Source organism: Chitinophaga sp. H8, from assembly GCF_040567655.1.
Classification (GTDB): domain Bacteria; phylum Bacteroidota; class Bacteroidia; order Chitinophagales; family Chitinophagaceae; genus Chitinophaga; species Chitinophaga defluvii.
The window spans coordinates 1,975,894-1,989,029 of the sequence record NZ_JBEXAC010000002.1 but is presented as its reverse complement, the minus strand read 5'-3'; the positions used below and the strand labels follow the sequence as shown (position 1 = coordinate 1,989,029).

General features: G+C 47.7%; 10 protein-coding genes. 7 read left to right on the top strand and 3 right to left on the bottom strand.

Annotated elements, in window-relative coordinates:
* Nucleotides 1-178 precede the first annotated feature (178 nt).
* Nucleotides 179-1,168: a FecR family protein gene (locus ABR189_RS21930; RefSeq protein ID WP_354662625.1), complete on the bottom strand. Its 990-nt coding sequence runs from the start codon at nt 1,166-1,168 to the stop codon at nt 179-181.
* A gap of 146 nt (nt 1,169-1,314) precedes the next feature.
* Here ABR189_RS21930 and ABR189_RS21925 point away from each other — a divergent pair, with 146 nt between their 5' ends.
* Nucleotides 1,315-1,899, top strand: a complete 585-nt coding sequence (locus ABR189_RS21925; RefSeq protein ID WP_354663607.1) for an RNA polymerase sigma-70 factor — start codon at nt 1,315-1,317, stop codon at nt 1,897-1,899.
* Nucleotides 1,900-1,906: 7 nt separating this feature from the next.
* Here the strand turns inward: ABR189_RS21925 and ABR189_RS21920 are convergent, their stop codons facing one another.
* Nucleotides 1,907-2,122: a helix-hairpin-helix domain-containing protein gene (locus ABR189_RS21920; RefSeq protein WP_354662624.1), complete on the bottom strand. Its 216-nt coding sequence runs from the start codon at nt 2,120-2,122 to the stop codon at nt 1,907-1,909.
* A gap of 156 nt (nt 2,123-2,278) precedes the next feature.
* Between ABR189_RS21920 and ABR189_RS21915 the strand changes: the two genes are divergently transcribed.
* The gene (locus tag ABR189_RS21915) at nt 2,279-2,830 is read left to right on the top strand and encodes an RNA polymerase sigma factor (RefSeq protein WP_354662623.1); all 552 of its coding nucleotides are present in this window, start codon (nt 2,279-2,281) and stop codon (nt 2,828-2,830) included.
* Nucleotides 2,831-2,843: 13 nt separating this feature from the next.
* Here ABR189_RS21915 and ABR189_RS21910 read toward each other — a convergent pair whose 3' ends face one another.
* Nucleotides 2,844-4,490 (bottom strand): hypothetical protein, encoded by a 1,647-nt coding sequence (locus ABR189_RS21910; protein WP_354662622.1) that lies wholly within the window; start codon nt 4,488-4,490, stop codon nt 2,844-2,846.
* Nucleotides 4,491-4,847: 357 nt separating this feature from the next.
* On the opposite strand from ABR189_RS21910, the gene ABR189_RS21905 reads away from it, so the two are divergent.
* From ABR189_RS21905 to ABR189_RS21885, 5 genes are all read left to right on the top strand, one after another.
* The gene (locus tag ABR189_RS21905) at nt 4,848-6,011 is read left to right on the top strand and encodes a FecR family protein (protein ID WP_354662621.1); all 1,164 of its coding nucleotides are present in this window, start codon (nt 4,848-4,850) and stop codon (nt 6,009-6,011) included.
* 121 nt (nt 6,012-6,132) lie between these two features.
* Nucleotides 6,133-9,492: a SusC/RagA family TonB-linked outer membrane protein gene (locus tag ABR189_RS21900; RefSeq protein ID WP_354662620.1), complete on the top strand. Its 3,360-nt coding sequence runs from the start codon at nt 6,133-6,135 to the stop codon at nt 9,490-9,492.
* A gap of 11 nt (nt 9,493-9,503) precedes the next feature.
* A complete protein-coding gene (locus tag ABR189_RS21895; RefSeq protein ID WP_354662619.1) occupies nt 9,504-10,907 on the top strand; it encodes a RagB/SusD family nutrient uptake outer membrane protein in 1,404 nt (467 codons plus the stop codon).
* Nucleotides 10,908-11,001: 94 nt separating this feature from the next.
* Nucleotides 11,002-12,030 (top strand): cyanophycinase, encoded by a 1,029-nt coding sequence (locus ABR189_RS21890; protein WP_354662618.1) that lies wholly within the window; start codon nt 11,002-11,004, stop codon nt 12,028-12,030.
* On the top strand, nt 12,027-13,061 hold the full coding sequence (locus tag ABR189_RS21885; RefSeq protein WP_354662617.1) for an isoaspartyl peptidase/L-asparaginase family protein: 1,035 nt from the start codon (nt 12,027-12,029) through the stop codon (nt 13,059-13,061). Before ABR189_RS21890 ends, ABR189_RS21885 begins: the two co-directional genes overlap by 4 nt.
* The last annotated feature ends 75 nt before the right edge of the window (nt 13,062-13,136 follow it).

Below are 13,136 nucleotides of genomic sequence, written 5' to 3'. Positions count from 1 at the left end.
TGACGGCGCGCCATATGGCCCTGTGCAGGGCATAGTATGCCCGCGCCTTTTCATTTACATGAAATTGCATAGATTTGTGTGGGTTTTAGATTACTCAATTAGAAACTCAACATTGACCGTCTTGTCTGATACACAGGACGGTTTTTTATTTCATATTATTTACTGGAATTTTTACAGTTTATTGGTTGCATCCGGTCCCATCTATCCACACTTCTTTACTAACACTATCTATCCGGCAATTCATATTGTTCACATCGCATAAAAGATTCACCTGCTCTGCCAGTGGTGCAGTGCGGTCCAGTGTTCCGGTGTATATACATTGTTCCAGTTCCGCGTGGTGAAATACAAAAGTATAGCCATGCCATTTGCCCAGGATGGTGGTAATTTCTTTCAGTGTTTGTTTTTCAAATTCCAGCTGGCCGCTGTCCCACGCGTGGGTGGCGAGGCTGTCTACCTCATCCCTGGCTGCGTTGCCGGTAGTGGTCTGGAATAATAAACGTTCTCTTTTGGTAAGTGTAGCCATAGTAACCGCCTCATCATTCACCTGCACTTTGCCTTGCAGCACGGTTACCATGATGGTATCCATGTTCTTATAAGCCTTTACGCTGAAAGCGGTGCCCAGCACGCGGGTGATTAGTTTTCCGGAGCGTACCAGGAAAGGTTGTTTTTCATTTTCCACCACATCGAAGTAAGCTTCTCCTTCCAGCAGTACCGCCCTTTCCCTGCCGCTGAAACCTTTGGCATATTCCAGTTTGCTGCCGGTATTTAACCATACGGTAGACCCATCCGGCAATGCGATATACCGGGGTTTACCTACTGCTGTGATGACCATATTGCCTGCCCCGGCAGATAACCACCAGTAAAGCAGCGTGGTAGTAACCAGCAATAATATCGCTGCAGCCACCCCTGATATGATGCGGATACGGCGCCGGCGCAGCTGGAATACCTGTTGGTTGACCGCATCGAGCTGCCGGATGCCGCCCAGTTTTTCTTTCAGCGTACTTTTCAGCTGTTCCCGCGTTTCTGCTGCCGCCGCCGATCCTTCAGGCAGCCATTCGTCTTCCTGTTCAAAGGTATGATACCAGTTTTCCACCCATCGCTGTTCCGCCGGAGTAGCTTCTCCATCCAGGTATTCTTCAATAAGGATCAGTAACTGGTCTTTATTCATGTACTTGCTTTATATACTTAACGGATCAGCAAGCCGTTACCGCCATCCCCTTTTAAAAAAAACAAGATCGCGTCATATTGGGTGAATTTAGTACGCACCACTTCTCCCGAAACCCACTATATTTGGCCGTATAAAATCCGCGTTACATCATCAAAACGAACCAATACACTTCCGAAGAACTGTTCCAGTTACTCTTACAAGGCAAGGAATGGGCTTTTGACGCCATCTACGATACGTATGCGATACCGTTGTTAAATGCAGCCCACAAGCGGTTAAAATCCCAGGAAGCAGCGAAGGAAGTAGTACAGGAAGTGTTTATCACCCTCTTTCTCAAAAAGGCGGAAATAAAACATACGGAAAATATTGCGGGCTATCTTTTTACGACCCTGCGTCATAAGATCCTGGATATTATCCGGGCCGACCTGCTGCATGCTACCCATCATGATAACATAGGACGGCAGCAGGAGCGTTTTGATTCTATCGACAATATGCTGGAAGGCAAAGAGCTGGAGGCGGTGCTATACCGCTCTATCCAGGCACTGCCAGACAAATGCCGGGAAGCATTTATCCTGAGCCGGTATGAGCAGCTTCCATATAAAACCATTGCAGCCAGGCTGAATATCTCCGTAAATACGGTAGAGAAACATATCGGCAAAGCGCTGCGCCTGCTGCGCATACAGCTGGGAGAAAAAGACCTCCTGCTCATTTTACTGGTATTGGCGCTGAGTTAATGCTACCTTATTTTTTTGCTTTCGTAAAAGAAAGTCCCTTCTCCTGGAAAGCCGCTTTGATCAGTACAATCGCCGTTGGCCCTACGCCATGTAACCTCGCCACTTCACTTTCACTTACTTTACTTAAACTGGCAAGCGTAGTATAACCCGCGAGATGCAATGCCCGGATAGCCGGCTGTGATAATTTAGGAGGCAGATCATTTCCTGCCGGAATCTTTTTCATGGTGATGATATCATTTATCCATTACAAAAATGAGAAAGATAACCGAATCCGGCACTGGTGAAATACGACAAATAAAATGGTGAAATGCGACAAAACTGAATGCTCACGGCCCTGGGCTGGGATAAAACTAAAACATATTTACTAATTTAGCCTCATATGTCGCAGGAGGAAGATAACAGGGTTTATTGGGAACAAATCAGACAAGATGATAAGCAGGCTTTGTTTGCCCTGTATAACAACACCTATTTTCATCTGATCAGGTTTGGCTTAAAAATATGCGGCGATGACGAACTCGTAAAAGATGGGGTAAACCAGCTTTTTTTACAACTGTGGGAAAAACGGGCGCAGCTGCAACCGGTAACCCAGGTACGCGCATATTTGTTTACTGCACTGCGCAACCACATACAAGACCAATTCAACTACCGCTCCAGGATAGATACCGCAGTGCATCATATGGCACATGAAGGCGACCTCAGTGAACTATCCTATGAAGAGATCATCATTCGGGTGCAGCATAATGAAGAACTAAAAACCAAACTACGCCTGGCCATGCAGCAGCTAACACCCCGGCAAACGGAGCTGATCCGGCTCAAGTTTTTTGAAGGACTTACCTATGAGCAGATCGCTGCACAAACCTCCCAAACGGTAAAAACCGCTTATAATACTGTTTACGATGCGATTAAAGTGTTACGTAAAATGTTGAAATGATGGCGGTGCCCCCTCACCCCCGCTGCAACAATCTTTTAAGGGAGTACTTAAACTGGTGAAACATGCCCATCATGATCCTTCTGCCTCTTTTAAAGCAGGTGAAATACACCACCGCAAAAATCCCCCAGACAGAATAAATGAAAGACATAATAGTGGAGCCCCAGGAAGGGAGCCGTAGATCAAAGGCAGATACTAACAACAACGGAATCAACATCAGGTAAAAGAACATACCAAAACCCATAAAGGTGCTGTCAAACAGCTCCTGTGGCGTATTCACGTATTCCTTTATCTTCACTTCTGCAATCTTTCCCCGCATTTTAATATGGATCCCTCCTTTAGGGAAGTAATGCTCGTCTATTTCGGCAATAATTTTAAATTCCAGCTCATCTCCATCATCAATGAAATCAAAATCAACCGTTATGATATTATCGCCTGTTTTGGTAATAGTGCCCCATCCATTGCCTGCCGGCGTCATTTTGAACGTTACAATCCTTACCATGTTCAACAATTCTATCGTTACTTTCTCCTTTACGTAAGACTTTTCAATACGGCTACCGCTGTTATTATGCAGTTTCATCCGGAACAGGCAGGCTTTATGCAGCACCTCATTTTCTACTGTGATAGGGGTAGAGCCGCTATCAGCCGGATCATCAAAAATGATAACGGAATCCACCAGTTCCCGGTAATGTAATATCTTCTTTTTTCTGCTGATCACGTAAGACACATATACGCTGATAGCAGTCACCACCAGCGCTGCCAGGAAGGTGAACAAGGGATCCTGGAACCACCATTTGATCCTTTCCCACCACTTCCCATCCGGGTTATAGGGAAATGTTTCAACCCGTATGTTATATTTATACTGTGCATTTTCATACTTGGTTTTTTCATCCCGGTATACTTTGATTCCTATCTTAGCGATGCTATCCTTTTTGCTCACCAGCAAGGTGGAAGTATATTCATCTTTCAATCCTTTGTCCCTGATGATGATCTGATCCTTCCCGTTCAACCCTACAATAACAGGTACAAAATCGGCAGATACCCGGATCCTTACATAGTTATTATGATCGCTTAAGCTGGAAATATCAAACATGGCATATTTCATGCCTTCATAGCTAACCGCCTTTTCATCATACAGGTATAAATCCCGGGTGGTTTCTTCTGTTATTTTTGTTGGCTGAAGATAATTGACCCTTCCCGGTTCATTTTCGCAAAAAGAAACATCCGCTTTGACGTGAGATCGGTTTTTTTCTTCTTTAAACAACACGAGGTAATAGTCCTTGCTGTCCTCCATCTCAGCCGTCAACCGGCTTAAATATTCCCGCTTTTCTCCATATTCCGGGATCATCATGGTATCTGCAGCAACCACTAAAAAATTGACCGGCACACTGTCGCACAAAACATTAATAGCATAAGTGGCCTTTTTGGTGATGTCCAGTTTGAAGATGGAATAGTTCTTGGTCAGCCCCATCAGGAAGAAGGCATTATTAATCACAAACGGATACCTTTGATCACTGATCTCTAATGGCATAGGGTCGCAGTTGGGATGTAGTATCCCCTTGTAATTAAGGTTCCTTCTTAAATCCGGAATTTGCCCCGACACTTTGCCTGCATACATCCAAACCACCAGTATCATTAAAAGGGGGTAACATTTTCTAGCCATAGAGATCTGCATTTATTCAGTTTTCATAACGCTATTGTCATCACTTGCACACCCGGGCCGCCCGGTAATGTGCTTATACTTTAAAAAACATTTTGGTATTGCATCCGCCGGTCTCTGGGCCAACAGCCATCAGAGGACAGATTTGCAGGTATTTTTGGGATATGGTTGATGATATTATTACTTAAACCAGCTGCATCTGGTGCACTTAAAAATAAGCATTCTCCTATTAAATGACAAATAATTCAATATGAGAAAACACCTGTGCAAACAGGTATATATCCCTCCCCGAAAAAAAGTTTTCCGTTTTCTTAGGAAATCCTGCTGTTTTCGCCGTCTGTATATAAAAGCACCTGTAATATGGATTTCCGCGATTACGGCACAGCAGAATTGGTATGTGATGAAACCTTCCAGCGTTATTGCCTGGGAGATCATCCGGCAGACGTATTGTTCTGGGAGAACTGGCTGTTGCAGCATCCGGAAAAGGCCGCTATTGCAGAAGAGGCCAGGCAATTATTTTTCATACTCAATGCCAACCAGGGCAACCGGCTGAAGCAGTTACAACAATTACGGGAAGGCATGCATGGCGCTGCCTTTCTACGTCAACATCTTCCCTCAGCGAGTACTCCCGCGGCAGCTCATTCCCGTTCACTATCCGTTTCTGATTCCCTTGTTAATGCCGATAGCGGGCCACAGGCGCCTGCTATCCCGCCACGCCGCCTGGTGGCTCCTGTGCTTAAATATGCTGCCGGTATAGCCGCTGCTGTGCTTGTGGCTGTAACAGCCTACCTGGGTGTATACCGCTTCCGGCAGCCGGCAGCGCAAAACAGTGCTGCCGTTACTGGCAATACCATTTACCAGGCAGGCAACCATGCCCGCAAAACACTGGTACTTGCAGACGGGTCGGTGATCACCTTACGGGAAAACAGTGCACTGACCGTTCCGCCCAACTTTAATACCACTACACGGGAAGTAACCCTCAGCGGAGAAGCTTTCTTTGATGTAAAACACCAGCAACAACAACCTTTTATCGTACATACCCCCGCCATAGACATTACCGTACTGGGCACCGTATTTAATGTCAGCGCCTATAAAAATAACCCGCAAACAGAAACCGCACTGTTTCGCGGAAAAGTAGAAGTAGCACTGAAAGACCAGCCCACACAGAAGATCACCCTATACCCCAACCAAAAGATTGTGATCAGCAATATATCACCTGACCAGCAGCCGGCTCTCCCTTTTAAGGTGATCCCGCTGGCACAGGATCCGGTGAACCATAAGGCCAAAGAAATTGCCTGGGTACGCAACCGCCTGGAGATAGAGAACGAATCCCTGGAACAGATCGCGGTAAAACTGGAAAAGTGGTATGGCATCCCGGTAACTTTTACAGGGGAAGAAGTGAGGAAATACCGGTATTCCGGCACTTTTGAGAGTGAAACCATCGTAAAAGCGCTGGAAGCATTGCAGCTATCCTATCCTTTTAATTTCAGGGTAGATCAGGACGTTATTATTATCAGTAAATAAACAGCTTTCTTCTCACGAAGGAAGCTATCAACCAAAAGAAAGGGGAAGTGCTGAGAACACCTCCCCCCGATTCAGGTTAGTCATGAGTGCTTATTATTCATTCCTAAACCCAGCCAAAATTATGCGAAAAAATGCGTTTTTAGGCCGAGAGGTTCGTTCCCTCGTGGCCCGTCAACTACTACGTACCATGAAATTAACGACGCTATTGCTATTTGTAGCCTGTATGCAGGTGTTTGCCACCGGGCATGCCCAGGAAAAAATCAGCCTGCAATTACGGGAAACCAGTATAAAGCAGCTGCTGAAGGTAGTGGAAAAACAAACGGATTTCCGTTTTGTATACCATACCGGCACCTTACCCGAAGATAAAAAGGTAACGGTGATGGCTACTGCTGCGCCCCTGAATGAGGTGCTGAACCAGGCATTGGCGGGTACAGGACTGGCATGGTCGCTCAAGGAAAACGGACTGGTAGTGATCTATGCTGCTACTCCCGGTGAACAACCCGTGGCGGCAGTAGTGAAGGGCCGTGTTATCGGGGCCGACAACCTCCCCTTGCCAGGGGTTACGGTGAGAGCTACCGGCACTACCGCAGGGACCCTCACTGATGCTAATGGCAACTACTCCTTCCAGGTGCCTGATGGGGCTACTACGCTGGACTTCACCCTGGTAGGGTATACCAAACAGCAGATAGCAATCGGCAACAGGTCCGTGATCAATATCACCATGGAACTGGATGTGAAAACACTGAACAGCGTGACCGTAACCGGCTATACGAACTATTCCCGGAATAAATCTACCAGCGCCACCACCGTAGTGGGTGCTGATAAAATCAACCAGGTGCCGATGGCTACCTTCGACCAGGTGCTGCAGGGCCGCGTGCCCGGACTGGTAGTGTCCAGCGGCTCCGGACAACCAGGTACCAGCGCCCGTGTTACGCTTCGCGGTACTGGTACCATCAACGGCAACTCCGAACTGCTGTACATCGTAGACGGGGTACCGGTAGAACCTAATTACCTGCAGGCCATCAACCCTTCCGATATTGAATCCGTAACCGTATTGAAAGACGCTTCCTCCAAAGCCTTGTATGGCTCCCGGGGCGCTAATGGCGTACTGGTAGTGACCACCAAAAAAGGAAAAGCAGGTAAACTCAGCGTGGAGTATAAGTCGCAATACGGTTTCTCCAATATGACCACGCCCAGATTCAACATGATGAACACCGCAGAACGCCTGCGCTTTGAAGAAGAATATGGGCTGGCTACCGGCTCCAGCATAGGACCCGGCTGGGACCTCTCCAAAAAGAACCCGGAATATGCAACCAAAACGCCGGCAGAACAACAGCAGGCCGACCATTGGCTGGACAGCCTCCGGGGCGTAAATACCAACTGGCGCAAAATATTGCTGCAGCAAGGGAAATTCATGGAGCAACAGGTGAGTGCCAGCGGTGGTAATGAAGCCGTACGCTTCTACAGCTCCATCAACTACTATAAACAGGATGGGATCGTACGGCGGTCCGGCCTGGAACGCTACACCCTGAAAAATAACCTGGACTTCACCGCCGGTAAATTAACGGCCAACATAAACATGGGACTGGGCTACGCTTCCTCTTCCTTTATTGAAAGAGAAGGCTCCAGCCGGGCTACCAACCCGGTGGCGGCTACCTTCTATGCACTGCCGTATGAATATCCGTATGCGCCCGATGGTACCCTGGTATCTTCCGGCAACGAAGACGACTACCCGGTATTTGATCAGCGCGAAGGCAGCAATGCCCTGGAAGCACTGCTAAATACCACCAAAAAATCCAGCCAGGTAAAAGGCATCATCAGTGCTTCCTTAAACTATGCCATTGCGAATGGACTGGTAGCGAGAACAAGGCTCGGCATCGATTACCGCGACGTAACAGACGAACGTTATATAAATCCCGACTCCTATTCCGGTACCAAGGTAGATGGGGAAAAAGGCAGCTTCGGAGAAGGTACCAGCAGGAATACCACCATCATCAGCACTTCGGGATTAACGTACAATAAACTGATCGCACAACGCCATGATATTGAAGTATCAGGTTACTTCGAGTTCACCAAAAGCAACTACCGCGCTTTCAACTATGAAGGTTATGGTATCAACGACCGCTTGCCCGAAACGCCTGCCGGTATTACACCTGGTGCATCAGACAACCCTTTCATTGCAGTGCTGGGCGGCTCCCGCGAAAAACGTGCGCTCGCTTCCTATATCGGCGTAGGCCGTTATACCCTGGATGAAAAGTATACCGTAAATGCCAGCTTCCGTTATGATGGTTCCTCTACCGTGCCTCCTAAAAACCGCTGGCATGGATTCTATTCTGTAGGGCTGGGCTGGGAAGCTAAAAAAGAACACTTCCTCGAAAATGTGGACCTGATCAACACCCTGCGTTTCCGCGCCAGCTACGGTACTACCGCCAGTCCGTTTTCACAGGCATTTGGTTATGCCGCCACTTTCGGACCGGCTTCCTATGGAGGTATAGGCGGTATTGCTCCTGGCAAACCAGGGTATGCCGACTATGACTGGGAATATGCCAAAGAGTCCAACTTCGGTTTTGACCTGGCATTATGGAATAGCCGTATCCGTTTGGTAACAGATATTTACAACAAAGAAACATTTAACCTGTTCCTGCAACAGCCCTTGTCCATGACCTCCGGGTTTTCCTCCCTGCTGCTCAATACCGGTACTATGCGCAACCGGGGTATAGAAATGGATGTACAGGTGGATGTAGTGAAATCAAAAACGCTTACCTGGACTGTAGGGACCAACTTTTCCTATAATAAAAACACGATTACCAGCCTGGGCGGATCGGATGAATTTGAACAGAATACCACCGAAATTGTACGGGTAGGATTACCATATGGCTCTCACTATGCGCCAAAGTTTGCCGGTGTGGACCCCGACAATGGTAAACCACTTTATTACAAGCGGGATGGCACTACCACCAGCACCTACAACTTCAGTACGCTGAGTGTAGCTGATTTTGGCACCTACATTGCCCCTTTTACCGGCGGTATCAATACCAGTGTAAACTGGAAAGGGTTTTATGCCAACGTGTTATTCACCTTTGCCGATAAAACCTACCGTTATAACAACGAAGACTATTACAATGAGAACACCAGCTTCCTGAGCAGCAATCAGTCTACCCGTATGCTGTACGATACCTGGAAGAAGAAGAACGACAGGGCCTTGTTGCCCGGCCTGGAAGAACAGCGCAACTTCTCTTCCCTGGACATCCAGGATGCTTCTTTTCTCCGTTTGAGAAATGTGAATATTGGTTACAATGTGCCTAAACAGCTGATCGAAAGAATAAAATGTGTGAAAGGCATCCATGTATTTGTACAGGCGCAGAACCTGTATACCTGGACAAAATGGAAAGGACTGGACCCGGAGGATGACAACGGCGAAGGCATGTTTGATTATCCCAGCACGCGGACGTATACCCTGGGCTTGAATGTTAACTTTTAATCGCTGCAATTATGACTGTACAATATCTGAAAAAGAGGCTTACTTATCTCGTACTATCACTGCCGTTATTGATGGCAGCTTGTAATAAATCGCTCGACCTGCACCCTTCCGATAATATTGACGCCAGCAAGGCTTACCGCAAGGTATCTGATCTGAATGAAGGGTTGATAGGCGCTTATGGTAGCCTGGGTTATTCCAGCATCCATAACGTATCGCTGGAATCTGATGAATGCACCTTGCCCAATGATAATACGGTGGGCCGGAATGTATCTACCTACCGCTGGCAGCTGGACCCCAGCAATACAACCATTACCACCCCCTGGCAGGATAATTACATCACAATTGACCGGGTAAACAGGGTACTGGCTGCAGTAGATGTAGTAGCTTCCAAGCCTTCAGAGAGCACACTGAAAGCACAGTATAAAGGAGAACTGCTGGCATTACGCGCCTATGCACATATGGAACTGCTGCGCAACTTTGCCGAGAAATATGAGCCTGCTGCAATGGGCATTCCTTACATGGAAGAATCGAAGATCAGCAGTCCTGCCCGCGACCAGGTAAGTGTAGTAATGGATAAGATCAATGCCGACCTGGAAGCTGCAAAAAAATTGCTGCCCGATGATTTTACCGACAAAACCCGTGTAACCAAACCTGCCATAAGCGCTATGCAGGCACGGGTAGCCTTATATGAAAAAAACTGGGCGCAGGCCGCCAGTTTTGCCAAAGAAGCGATTGATGCAATACCACTGGCCAGCAGAACAGAATTTGCCAATATCTGGACAGATGCGGGAGATGCAGAAGTATTCTGGAAGCTGAAGAAAACAGCGGCAGAAGGCATCCTGGTGGGTGATATCTATTATGACACCCGCAAAATACTGCTCTATACGCCTTCCTATGAGCTGGTTAACCAATTTGATAAGGTAAAGGATGTACGTTTTGCTGCTTACATATTGAAAGTAGATAATCCCAATACTGGCAACTCACCCTGGCGGGTAAACAAATACCTGAGCAAAGATGGCTATATCAACCTGGCAGATATCAAATTATTCCGCACCGGAGAAATGTACCTGATTCTGGCAGAGGCATTGGCAGAAAGCAATAACCTGCCTGATGCGGCAGATGCGCTCAACGACTTACGGGCTGCACGTATTGATGGATATGTACGGCAGAACTTTGCCGGCAAACAGGCCCTCATAGATGCCATCTATGCAGAACGGTTTAAAGAGCTGGCTTTTGAAGGACATCGCTTTTTTGACCTGCGCAGAAGGGACTTGCCCGTAACCCGTGAACCGGCAGATGCCATCAATGCCATTGGGGCGGTATTATTAAAACCTACCGACCGCCAATATGTATTTCCTATCCCGGATGCAGAGATCCGGGCCAACAAAAACATGAAACAGAATCCAAATTATTAATCGTTTCCCAGGTGCTGGTGCATCGCACTTCCGGCAAATGCACCGGCACCCTCCCGCAATATTTAGTTACACGGAAACCATCTTATCTTTTTTTATGCGTATGAAACGTTCTACTTTCCTTTTATTCGCCGCTGGCATATTCACCACTTCGCACCTCTATGCGCAAAAGATAGCAGGACGCCCTGCTTCTATTGGCATTATCGGCGATACGGCGGATGTAAAAACACCTGTAAAAGCAGGTGTTGCCCTGATTGGCGGCACCGATATAGATGCTGCCTTTAAATGGCTGCTGAAAAGAAGTGGCGGCGGTGATGTGGTGGTGCTGCGGGCTACCGGTACCGATGCCTATAATGAATACATCGATAAATTAGGCACGTCCAACTCCGTAGAAACATTGCTGATCGACAGTCGTGCGGTAGCCAACAACGACAGTGTAGCCCGTATTATCCGGAATGCAGAGCTGTTATTTATTGCCGGCGGAGATCAGTCCAACTACATGCGTTACTGGCGCAATACCAAAACAAATGATGCCATCAACTACCTGCTGCGCACCAAAAAAGTACCGGTAGGCGGTACCAGTGCCGGCTGCGCCATACTTGGCAGTATGTATTACAGTGGTGAAGGCGGCAGCGTTACTGCCGAACAGGCTTTGGCCAATCCTTATGATGCCCTGATCAAGGTATACACCAACGATTTCCTGCAGGCGCCATACCTGGACAATGTGATCACCGACCAGCATTACCTGGCACGGCACCGGGAAGGGCGCCATGTAGCATTTATGGCACGTATCATCCAGGATAAAAAGCTGTATCCCAAAGGCATCGCCCCGGATGAAAGCACCGCTGTATGTATTGATGAAAAAGGTAACGCTACCGTAGTAGGCAACAGCAAAGCCTATTTCATTGCTACCGACAAAAAGAAAGGACCGGAACAGGTAGTATTTGGTAGCCCGCTGCAATGGATGGCAGGCCAGCAGGCATTAAAGGTATATGAGATCCAGGGTACGGAAGAGGGCAACGGTAGCTTTAATGTCGCTAACTTTACCTCACCACAGGCCCAGGGAGGCACCTGGTACTGGTGGTGGGTAGAAAATGGTATACTCAATAAAAAACAAGCACTATGATACGGAAGATAAGTTATTGGCTAAGTGTGTGGATAGTATTCCTTTCGCTGCAGGCAGCGGCACAATCCGCCAAAAGTTATGTAATGGTGATACACGGGGGTGCAGGCACTATCCTCAAAAAGACGATGACACCGGAAAAAGAAGCAGCTTACCGGGCAGCCTTACAACAGGCGCTGGAAGCGGGATATAAGGCTTTACATTCCGGCAGGAGCAGCCTGGACGCTGTAGAGGCTGCTATTCATGTGATGGAAGACAGCCCTTTATTTAATGCAGGCAAAGGTGCGGTATTTACCCATGACGGACGCAATGAACTGGATGCTTCCATTATGAACGGAAAAACACTGGAAGCAGGCGCCGTAGGTGGTGTAACCACTATCCGTAACCCGATCAGCGCTGCCAGAGCAGTGATGGAAAAATCGGAGCATGTGATGCTGGTAGGCCCTGGTGCTGAGAAATTTGCACAGGAAGCCGGGCTGGAAATAGTAGATCCCTCCTATTTCTACACGCAGGACCGCTGGGAAGGACTACAGAGAGCGCTGAAAGAAGATTCAGCTAAAAGCAAGCTGGACCATAGCTACAACAAATCCGGCCGACTGGGAATAGAAAATATTGATAATAAATTCGGTACCGTTGGGGCAGTGGCGTTAGACAAACAGGGCAACCTGGCAGCAGGTACCTCTACCGGTGGGATGACCAACAAAAAGTATGGCCGCGTAGGCGATTCTCCTATCATCGGTGCAGGTACCTATGCCAATAATAAAACCGCTGCTATCTCCTGCACAGGATGGGGGGAGTTTTATATCCGCAATGTAGTGGCACATGACCTCTCTGCATTGATGGAATACAAAGGGCTTTCTGTAAAGGAAGCCGGCAAAACCGTAATTGACAAAGTAGGTGCCATGGGTGGTGATGGTGGTTTGATTGCCCTGGATAAAAAAGGGAACATCGCCATGCCTTTTAATACAGCAGGGATGTACAGAGGGGCGGTTACCAAAGACGGAAAAATTGAAATCCATATCTATAAAGATTAACCCTGCTTGCCTACACCAGTTACTCACACGGCGGCTAACCTGATGGTTGGCCGCTGTTTATCCCACCTACCACAA

What these genes read in the sequence shown, in the direction of transcription:
- ABR189_RS21930 (WP_354662625.1), bottom strand. Translation starts at nt 1,168, where the DNA reads ATGAATAAAGACCAGTTACTGATCCTTATTGAAGAATACCTGGATGGA.
- ABR189_RS21920 (WP_354662624.1), bottom strand. Translation starts at nt 2,122, where the DNA reads ATGAAAAAGATTCCGGCAGGAAATGATCTGCCTCCTAAATTATCACAG.
- ABR189_RS21915 (WP_354662623.1), top strand. Translation starts at nt 2,279, where the DNA reads ATGTCGCAGGAGGAAGATAACAGGGTTTATTGGGAACAAATCAGACAA.
- ABR189_RS21910 (WP_354662622.1), bottom strand. Translation starts at nt 4,490, where the DNA reads ATGGCTAGAAAATGTTACCCCCTTTTAATGATACTGGTGGTTTGGATG.
- ABR189_RS21905 (WP_354662621.1), top strand. Translation starts at nt 4,848, where the DNA reads ATGGATTTCCGCGATTACGGCACAGCAGAATTGGTATGTGATGAAACC.
- ABR189_RS21900 (WP_354662620.1), top strand. Translation starts at nt 6,133, where the DNA reads ATGCGAAAAAATGCGTTTTTAGGCCGAGAGGTTCGTTCCCTCGTGGCC.
- ABR189_RS21895 (WP_354662619.1), top strand. Translation starts at nt 9,504, where the DNA reads ATGACTGTACAATATCTGAAAAAGAGGCTTACTTATCTCGTACTATCA.
- ABR189_RS21890 (WP_354662618.1), top strand. Translation starts at nt 11,002, where the DNA reads ATGCGTATGAAACGTTCTACTTTCCTTTTATTCGCCGCTGGCATATTC.
- ABR189_RS21885 (WP_354662617.1), top strand. Translation starts at nt 12,027, where the DNA reads ATGATACGGAAGATAAGTTATTGGCTAAGTGTGTGGATAGTATTCCTT.